9 protein-coding genes and 1 pseudogene are annotated in these 7,687 nt (G+C 64.4%); 8 read left to right on the top strand and 2 right to left on the bottom strand.

The window, feature by feature from the left end; genetic code table 11:
- The 3 genes and pseudogenes from QE494_RS07475 to QE494_RS07465 all read left to right on the top strand — a co-directional run.
- A pseudogene (locus QE494_RS07475) lies at positions 1–286 on the top strand (hydroxymethylglutaryl-CoA lyase); the annotation flags it as partial.
- Between the two features lie 14 nt (positions 287–300).
- A complete protein-coding gene (locus QE494_RS07470) occupies positions 301–804 on the top strand; it encodes a YbaK/EbsC family protein (protein ID WP_300042297.1) in 504 nt (167 codons plus the stop codon).
- Positions 805–832: 28 nt separating this feature from the next.
- Positions 833–1,090 (top strand): DUF1289 domain-containing protein, encoded by a 258-nt coding sequence (locus tag QE494_RS07465; protein WP_336619429.1) that lies wholly within the window; start codon positions 833–835, stop codon positions 1,088–1,090.
- A 30-nt stretch (positions 1,091–1,120) separates the two neighbouring features.
- On the opposite strand, the gene QE494_RS07460 is transcribed toward QE494_RS07465, so the two are convergent.
- Positions 1,121–1,768 (bottom strand): PolC-type DNA polymerase III, encoded by a 648-nt coding sequence (locus QE494_RS07460; protein ID WP_300042295.1) that lies wholly within the window; start codon positions 1,766–1,768, stop codon positions 1,121–1,123.
- Positions 1,765–3,639, bottom strand: a complete 1,875-nt coding sequence (locus QE494_RS07455; RefSeq protein ID WP_300042294.1) for a DUF294 nucleotidyltransferase-like domain-containing protein — start codon at positions 3,637–3,639, stop codon at positions 1,765–1,767. Before QE494_RS07455 ends, QE494_RS07460 begins: the two co-directional genes overlap by 4 nt.
- 125 nt (positions 3,640–3,764) lie before the next feature.
- On the opposite strand from QE494_RS07455, the gene QE494_RS07450 reads away from it, so the two are divergent.
- From QE494_RS07450 to QE494_RS07430, 5 genes are all read left to right on the top strand, one after another.
- Complete coding sequence (locus tag QE494_RS07450) at positions 3,765–4,061, top strand: hypothetical protein (RefSeq protein WP_300042293.1); 297 nt, start codon at positions 3,765–3,767, stop codon at positions 4,059–4,061.
- A complete protein-coding gene (locus QE494_RS07445; protein ID WP_300042292.1) occupies positions 4,052–4,636 on the top strand; it encodes a tetratricopeptide repeat protein in 585 nt (194 codons plus the stop codon). The genes QE494_RS07450 and QE494_RS07445 overlap by 10 nt, the downstream gene beginning before the upstream one ends.
- 129 nt (positions 4,637–4,765) lie before the next feature.
- On the top strand, positions 4,766–5,023 hold the full coding sequence (locus tag QE494_RS07440) for a DUF4212 domain-containing protein (protein ID WP_300042291.1): 258 nt from the start codon (positions 4,766–4,768) through the stop codon (positions 5,021–5,023).
- A 3-nt stretch (positions 5,024–5,026) separates the two neighbouring features.
- Positions 5,027–7,147 (top strand): sodium:solute symporter family protein, encoded by a 2,121-nt coding sequence (locus QE494_RS07435; RefSeq protein ID WP_300042290.1) that lies wholly within the window; start codon positions 5,027–5,029, stop codon positions 7,145–7,147.
- Positions 7,148–7,366: 219 nt separating this feature from the next.
- Positions 7,367–7,687, top strand: a 321-nt coding sequence (locus tag QE494_RS07430) for an ATP-binding cassette domain-containing protein (RefSeq protein ID WP_300042289.1), incomplete at its 3' end; no start/stop codon positions are given.

The following is a 7,687-nucleotide window of genomic DNA, read 5'->3' as shown; positions in this document are numbered from 1 at the left end:
CCATGACACCTACGGACAGGCCCTGGCCAACACGCTGGCCTCGCTTCAGATGGGTGTCTGGCAGTTCGACACCTCGGTCGCCGGCCTCGGGGGCTGCCCCTACGCCAAGGGCGCGACCGGCAACGTCGCCACCGAGGACGTGGTCTTCATGCTTCAGGGGCTGGGCATCGAGACCGGCATTGACCTGAACGAGCTGGTGGACGCGGGTGCGTTCATCAGCGGAGTTCTCGGGCGGCAGCCGCAGTCGCGCGCGGCTACCGCTATTCTTAACAAGCGGGCCGCTTGAGGGCACAGGCCATCATGTGCGGCGCCGAGCTCCAATCCTTGCCCGATGGCGTCCAACGGGTCGCGCGTGCGCTCGAGGCCTTGGGTCACCCCCACATGCCAGTCATGCTCGGTGACGCTGCGCGCACCGCGCAGCAGGCCGCCGATGGCCTGGGTGTCGCCCTCGGGCAGATCGCCAAGAGCATCATCTTTCGGCGCAAGTCCGACGATTCCGCGGTGCTGGTCATCACCTCCGGTGACCGGCGTGTCGACGAGAAGAAGGTAGATGCCCTGGTGGGTAAGACCGGCCGTGCTGACGCCGACTTCGTCCGCGCCCGCACCGGGTTTGCGATCGGCGGTGTCTCGCCTCTGGGCCACCTGCAGCCGCCTGTGACGCTGATCGACCGTGACCTGTTCCGGTTCGAGGAGATCTGGGCCGCCGCAGGGCACCCCAACGGCGTTTTTCGCCTGCGCCCGCAGGACTTGCCCGGGCTGACCAGCGGCGCGCCAGTGGCCGACGTGGCCCAGGTGCCGGCCTGAGCGCCGACGCCGCTAGCGAACCTCGACAATGCGAGCTATGCCACCCAACGCCCTGACCGACGCCTCGGCTCGCCAGATCTTGCACGCGCAGGCGCGCAGGGCGCTTTTTTCCTCCGGGCCGGTACCTTCCCCCTGTGTTTCTGTCTGCCAGATGGATCCGACCCACGGTATCTGTGCGGGCTGTTTGCGGACGCTTGTCGAAATCGCTGACTGGGGCAAGATGGATTCGCAGGCCCGCCTCGCCGTTTGGCAGCGGATCGTGGTGCGGTCGCAGCCCGAGGGCTAGGGGCCACCCGTGGCGCAGACCAAAGACCGGTCAGCGCGGCCCCAGCCAGGCCTGACGGCCCGCATAGCGCAGCACCGCCCGCCAAGAGCCGCACTCGCGCGCCACCTGCGGCCAAATGCGCTGCAGCAGGTCGCATTCGGCCATCACGTCGGCATTGGCCTCGTGACGTGCCACGCAAGCAATGTTGAAGTGCGCGAGCCAGTCATCCAGCGCCCGGGCCTTGACCTGAGGGTGGGACACGCGGCACAGGTGTGCGATGTCGAGCCACTCATGTTTCAGCGGCCGCCCGAGGTGCTCCCGCGCGTAGCGCTGGAGCAGTGCGCGGTCGAAGCTGGCATGGAAGGCGACCAAATGCGCGCCCTGGGCCCATTGCTCGAAGGCCTGCATGGCCCCGGCGGGGTCCAGGCCCTGGCGCTGGGCACCAACGCCAATGCCATGCACCAGGATGTTGGCCTTGTCCGACACCCGTGTCGGTCGCAGGTTGACTGCCAGGCTGTCGCCGGGTTGCAGCGCGATACGCCGCGCCCGCCAGTCCACGCGTACGGCCATCGCTGCGATCGCGAGCATCTGATCGTTTTGCGCATCGAGGCCGGTGGTCTCGATGTCCAGTACCAGCCAGCGTTCGCTCTCCGCGTGGGGTCCACAGCCTGACCACCAGCGGTCCAACCATGCCCTCATCGCGCGTAGTCCAGCTCAAGCCGCTGCTGAAGGCGGCGCGCCTCGCGCAGGCTGGTCGCCAGGATGCGGCGGTCGATGTCGCTGAGGTCCCTGAGCGGCAGGCGATTGGGGTGCTCCGAGCGCGCGACATCGGGCTCTAGCTGGAGTCGCAGTCTGAGACTCTGCACAAACTCGAAGGCGCCGACCCAGCTTTCGTACTCTTGCGGTTTCAGACCCAGGGCTTCGCCGGTTCGCAGCAGGCGTTCGCGGGTGGATGTGCCCGCTACGCCCTGGGCCAGGCCCAGAATACGCGCAGCGTCGACAAACAGTGCTGCGCCCTGCAGCTTGAGGTCTACGCAACCCAGATCATCGAGTTCGACGTTGCCAAGCCAGTTCAGGGGAGAGCGGTGGGCCAGCGCATTGATTGCCATCTGATGCAGGAAGCGTGGCGTTTCACCAATCCGTTGGCGGACATGCTGGGACAGGGGCTCTGCCAGTGAAATATCGCCGGCAATCGCACGGAAATCGAAAAAGATGCTGGCGTGCAGCAGGTCCTCCGGGTTGCCGTGGTCAATCCAGTGTGAAAAGCGCGCCCGCCATTCGGACGCTCGCAGGCAGCACGCCGGCTGGCCCGCCATGATGCCGCCCTTGCACAAGGGGTAGCCGCAGGCGTCGAGCGCCTGGTTAACGCCCATTGCCCAGGTGCGCAGGCGCTCAAGCTCGGCATCCGAGGTGTCATCAGGCAGCAGGAGCGCATTGTCCTGGTCGGTGGCAATGGTCTGCTCGGCCCGCCCTTCCGAGCCCAGGGCGAGCCAGCACAGGCGCTGGAGTTCCACGCCATTGGCTTGTGCCTGGAGGGTCAGCAGCTGGCGGGTGAGCAGGTCGTTCAGATGGCTGATCAGCTCTGTGATTTGGCGGGCCTGGACGCCCTGCACCAGAAGGCTGCGCGCTAACTCGCGAATGTCGGCCGCCGCGCCGACGAGTGTGTCCAGATCCTGGGCGCGGTGGATGCGCGCACTGACCCCTTGCAGGCTGGCCCGCTGAAGTGCGAACAGATCGCGCTCCGACACCATGCCGACCACCCGACCGCTCTGGGTGACGGGCACATGTCGAATCGCATGCTCACTCATGACGAGTGCGGCGTCCTGGGCGGTGTGCTGATCGGTCAGGCTTCGCACGGGTGACTGCATCACCTCCGCGATCGGTGTGGCCAGATCGAAGTTGGGGCTCAGTACCAGCCCCAGCAGGTCATGGCGGGTGAGGATCCCTTGGAGAGTGCCTGCCGCGTCGACCACGAGCATCGAGCCGATGTGCCGGGAGTGCAGGGTCTCAAGGGCCTGCCGTAGAGGTGTCTCCGGCAGGCAGTGTGCAGGGGTCTGCGCCGCCAGCCGCGACAGGGGTGTTTCCATGGTCTGCTGTGCCAGGACCCGGCTGCTGTAGTCCTGCCGCAGGGCCTGGCGCGACTTTTCGAGCAGCGCCGACACCCGCTGGTTCAGGAAGTCGGAGAACAGGGGGCTGCGTTGCGCCAGAGCCTCGACCTCGGCCATCGGGAGCGCCAGCACGAACACATCATCGACTGCCGCGTAGGTGGACGTGACCGAGCGCCTCGACAGGGCCGCAGCAACCGGCAGCATTTCGCCTGCCACGTAGGCAAAGCCCCGGGTCTGACCCTCGGGTCCCTGCTCGCTGCGCACCGTGCCCTGTCGAATGAGGAATAAAGTGTGCACCGCGCCCTGAGCGGGTGAGAGCAGAACCTCTCCTGGCTCGAGGTAGCGCTGCTCAGCCCGGGCCAGCAGCCAATCGATCTCGTTTGCCGGCATGTCCATGAACGGCGGCCACCGCTGCAGCAGGGTGCGGTAATGCCCGAGCATCGTCGTGGATGGGGTGGTCATGGTGAAAGTCGATGTCTGGCTCAGGGAGGTCGGTGTTAACCCTCGGTCTCCGGTCCGCGCCTACCCTGTGTAAGAGCCGGGTAAGTTGAAATTTCGACAGTCTCGTCGCTCACCCTGATAGGAACATGTTGACTGCTTTGGTCATTGTCAAGCTTGTGGCGGAAATTGCCCTGATGGCCCTCCTGGGCCGTTGGGTGCTGGGCCTGTTGGCCGGCCAGAAGCGCGAACAAAATTTGTTTTACCAAATTCTGGACATCATGGCTCGTCCCTTCGTCTGGTCTGCGCGTCGCATTGCACCCCGCGCCGTGCTGGATAGGCATGTGCCGCTCGTCGCTTTTTGCCTGCTCGGGTTCACCTGGGTGCTTGCGACCCTCTGGCGCATCCAGATTTGTGTCGAGATTGGAATCGACCAATGCCGCTGATCCGTCTGGCCCATCTGCTTTGGCTCAAGACCAGTGCCCGCCTGGCGCTGCTGCTCGGGCGGCGCGAGGATGCCCTGCGACAGTTTGAGTCGATGAGCGAGATCGACCCGCGCAACGCTTACGCATTGGCGAGCCGCGCGCAGGCCGAGGATCAGCTCGGCCGTCCTGCGAACGCGATTGCCCTCCAGCGCGAACTCACCCGACTCACGCCCGATCAGGCCAGCGCCTGGTTCAATCTGGGCTTCATGCTTGAAAAGGCCAGCGATCTCGAAGACGCGTTGGCCGCATTCCGCGAGGCGACGCGTTTGTCGCCTGCGCTCGACCGGGCCTGGTACGGCCTGGGCCTTGTCCTGATCCGGCTGCGCCGGTTCGACGAGGCAGTGGACGCCCTGCGGAAGAACACAGAACTGCAACCCATGAGCCCCTACGGCTGGTACCAGCTGGCCCGGGTTCATGTCGATCGGCACGAGCCCGACGAGGCGGCGAAGATCATTCGCCACTTGAAAGGATTCGAGCCAAAGGTGGCCGCCCAGCTGGAGCGTGAGACCGGACTGCGCCCTGCGCCGTCCGCCTGACGCACCGGGCAGCCAGCCGCTTCGGACTTAGGCCAGGCGGATTTTCAGCCGTGACCGGTGGCAGTCTTGCGGGGAACCGTGAGGGGTCGCGATCCGCCCGCCCGGGCGATGAGATAGAGGTAGGAGACCATGGAAGTTTCAGACAATCACCGCCAGTACTGGCAGAAAAACCTGAACATCACCGCCGTATTGCTTGCAATCTGGTTTGTGGTGACCTTTGTCGTGAGCTATTTCGCACGCGACCTGAGCTTCAACTTCTTTGGCTGGCCATTCAGTTTCTGGATGGGCGCCCAAGGTTCGTTGATCGTGTATTGCTTGATCATCTGGTTCTATGCCCGTCACATGGGCAAGCTGGACATCGAGCACGGCGTCGCCGAGGAGGAATAAGACATGGCTGGAATGTTTGGTGATGATGCTGGCGGCGAAAACACCGCCGCATCCAATAAAGCCTTCAAGCAGAACCTGAACAAGGTCTACACCTGGTACATCGGTGGCTTCATCGCCTTCGTGGTCGCTTTGGCGATTCTCGAGCAGATGGGTCTGTCGCGTGCCTGGATCGGCTACATCTTCCTGCTGGCCACCATCGGCCTGTACGCAGGCATCGGCTTCATGAGCCGTACCAGCGATGCGGCCGAGTACTACGTGGCTGGCCGTCGCGTGCCCGCCGTCTACAACGGCATGGCCACCGGCGCTGACTGGATGTCGGCCGCCTCGTTCATCGGTATGGCCGGAACGCTCTACCTCACTGGCTACTCGGGCCTGGCCTTCATCATGGGCTGGACCGGTGGCTACTGCCTGGTGGCGCTGTTCCTCGCGCCCTACCTGCGCAAGTTTGGCCAGTTCACGATTCCGGACTTTCTGGGCGAGCGCTACGGCGGTAACCTACCGCGCCTGCTGGGCATCATCGCCGCCATCCTGTGCTCCTTCGTGTACGTGGTGGCGCAGATCTACGGCGTGGGCCTGATCACATCGCGCCTAACCGGCGTGGCCTTTGAGCTGGGCATCTTCTTGGGTCTGGGCGGCATTCTGGTCTGCTCCTTCCTGGGTGGCATGCGCGCGGTGACCTGGACCCAGGTGGCCCAGTACATCGTGCTGATCGTGGCCTACATGATCCCGGTGGTCTGGCTGTCGGTGAAGCAAACTGGCGTGCCGATCCCGCAAGCCATCTACGGCTACCAGCTGGAGAAAGTCACGGCTGCCGAGAAGCGCCTGACCGACGATCCCAAGGAAAAGGAAGTGCGCGACATCTACGCGCAGCGTTCCGCCGCCCTGGCTGAGAAGCTGAAGGACCCTGCTGCCGCTCTGGCTGCCGACAAGGAAGCCGCGACCAAGAAGGTCGAAGAGCTCAAGGCAGCCTCCGCACCCGCCGCAGATCTGGCAGCCGCCGAAAAGGCGCTCGCCGCTTTGCCCAAGGACGCGGATGCAGCCAAGAAGGCTTGGACTGCTGCTAAGGCGGGCGCGGATACCAAGTCCCGCCCGCTCAATGGCATGCCTGCGCATGCGCAGCAGTTTGCGGGTGACCCGAAGGGCGATGCCAAGGCACAGGAAACCTACGACACATCGCGTCGTAACTTCCTGGCGCTGATCTTCTGCCTGATGGTCGGAACCGCTGCCCTGCCGCACATTCTGATGCGCTACTACACCACGCCCAGCGTGAAAGAAGCCCGTGAGTCGGTGACCTGGTCGCTGTTCTTCATCTTCTTGCTGTACTTCACCGCACCCGCCCTGGCTGTGCTGGTCAAGTTTGAGGTGTTCAACGTGTTGGTCGGGACGCCGTTTGACAAGCTACCCGCTTGGATTGCGGCGTGGGCCAAGGTCGATGCCTCATTGCTGAGCATCGTTGACATCAACAAGGACGGCATCTTCCAGCTCAATGAAATGAGCATCGGCGGTGACATCATCGTGCTGGCCACGCCTGAAATCGGTGGCTTGCCCTATGTGATTTCCGGCCTGGTGGCAGCAGGTGGCTTGGCTGCGGCGCTGTCGACTGCAGACGGCCTGCTGCTGACGATCGCCAACGCGCTGTCGCACGACCTGTACTACAAGATGATCGACCCGAATGCGTCCACGGCTCGCCGCGTGACCATCTCGAAGGTCCTCTTGCTGGTGGTGGCCTTGGCAGCAGCCTACGTGGCGGCGCAGAAACCAGCGGACATTCTGTTCCTGGTGTCGGCGGCCTTCTCGTTCGCAGCGGCCTCGTTCTTCCCGGCTCTAGTTCTGGGCATCTTCTGGAAGCGCGCCACCGGCGCCGGCGCCTGCCTGGGCATGATTGCCGGCCTGGGCGTTACCGCCTACTACATGGTCATGAACCAGGTCTGGCTGCGCGGCATCTTCGGCGTGACCTCGCCGATCGACCTCTGGTACGGCATTGCGCCGATCTCCGCCGGTGTGTTCGGTGTGCCTCTGGGCTTTGCCGTGATCATCTTGGTGAGCCTCGTGACCCCTGCACCCAGCCAGAAGATCCAGGATCTCGTGGAACACGTTCGCTACCCGAACCTGAAGTCCTCCTGATCTTGTTTGACCTGACCGGTTCGCCGGTCAGGTTCGATCTGCAAACCGGCAAGCCTTGCGCTTGCCGGTTTTTTTGTGCCTGCGATTTTTTTGTTGGGGTGATCGTGAGGGCCCCTTCGACTTCCGTGCGGAGCCGCTTGGGCCGGTATATCCCCCGCGCCGCACTCGGCCCGGGCCGGTCCCTAGAATGCCTGGGCCCCACAGAGAAAGACCGGCTGTATGACCCAGGGATTGATCCGCATCCGCGGCGCGAGGCAGCACAACCTCAAGAACCTCGACCTCGACCTGCGTACGGGCGAGCTCACCGTGGTCACCGGCCCCAGCGGCTCGGGCAAGTCCAGCCTGGTGTTTGACACGCTCTACGCCGAGGGCCAGCGCCGTTACGTCGAGACCTTCTCCGCCTATGCCCGCCAGTTCCTGGACCGCATGGACAAGCCGGCGGTCGACCGGGTCGACGGGGTGCCACCCGCGATCGCGATCGACCAGACCAACCCGGTGCGCTCTTCGCGCTCCACGGTGGGGACGATGACGGAGCTCAAC

The sequence above is a fragment of the Ramlibacter sp. genome, from assembly GCF_029866045.1.
Lineage (GTDB): Bacteria > Pseudomonadota > Gammaproteobacteria > Burkholderiales > Burkholderiaceae_C > Ramlibacter.
The sequence above is the reverse complement of the archived record's forward strand: the minus strand, read 5'-3'. Positions and strand labels throughout refer to the sequence as shown.

What these genes read in the sequence shown, in the direction of transcription:
- QE494_RS07470 (WP_300042297.1), top strand. Translation starts at nt 301, where the DNA reads ATGTGCGGCGCCGAGCTCCAATCCTTGCCCGATGGCGTCCAACGGGTC.
- QE494_RS07465 (WP_336619429.1), top strand. Translation starts at nt 833, where the DNA reads ATGCGAGCTATGCCACCCAACGCCCTGACCGACGCCTCGGCTCGCCAG.
- QE494_RS07460 (WP_300042295.1), bottom strand. Translation starts at nt 1,768, where the DNA reads ATGAGGGCATGGTTGGACCGCTGGTGGTCAGGCTGTGGACCCCACGCG.
- QE494_RS07455 (WP_300042294.1), bottom strand. Translation starts at nt 3,639, where the DNA reads ATGACCACCCCATCCACGACGATGCTCGGGCATTACCGCACCCTGCTG.
- QE494_RS07450 (WP_300042293.1), top strand. Translation starts at nt 3,765, where the DNA reads ATGTTGACTGCTTTGGTCATTGTCAAGCTTGTGGCGGAAATTGCCCTG.
- QE494_RS07445 (WP_300042292.1), top strand. Translation starts at nt 4,052, where the DNA reads ATGCCGCTGATCCGTCTGGCCCATCTGCTTTGGCTCAAGACCAGTGCC.
- QE494_RS07440 (WP_300042291.1), top strand. Translation starts at nt 4,766, where the DNA reads ATGGAAGTTTCAGACAATCACCGCCAGTACTGGCAGAAAAACCTGAAC.
- QE494_RS07435 (WP_300042290.1), top strand. Translation starts at nt 5,027, where the DNA reads ATGGCTGGAATGTTTGGTGATGATGCTGGCGGCGAAAACACCGCCGCA.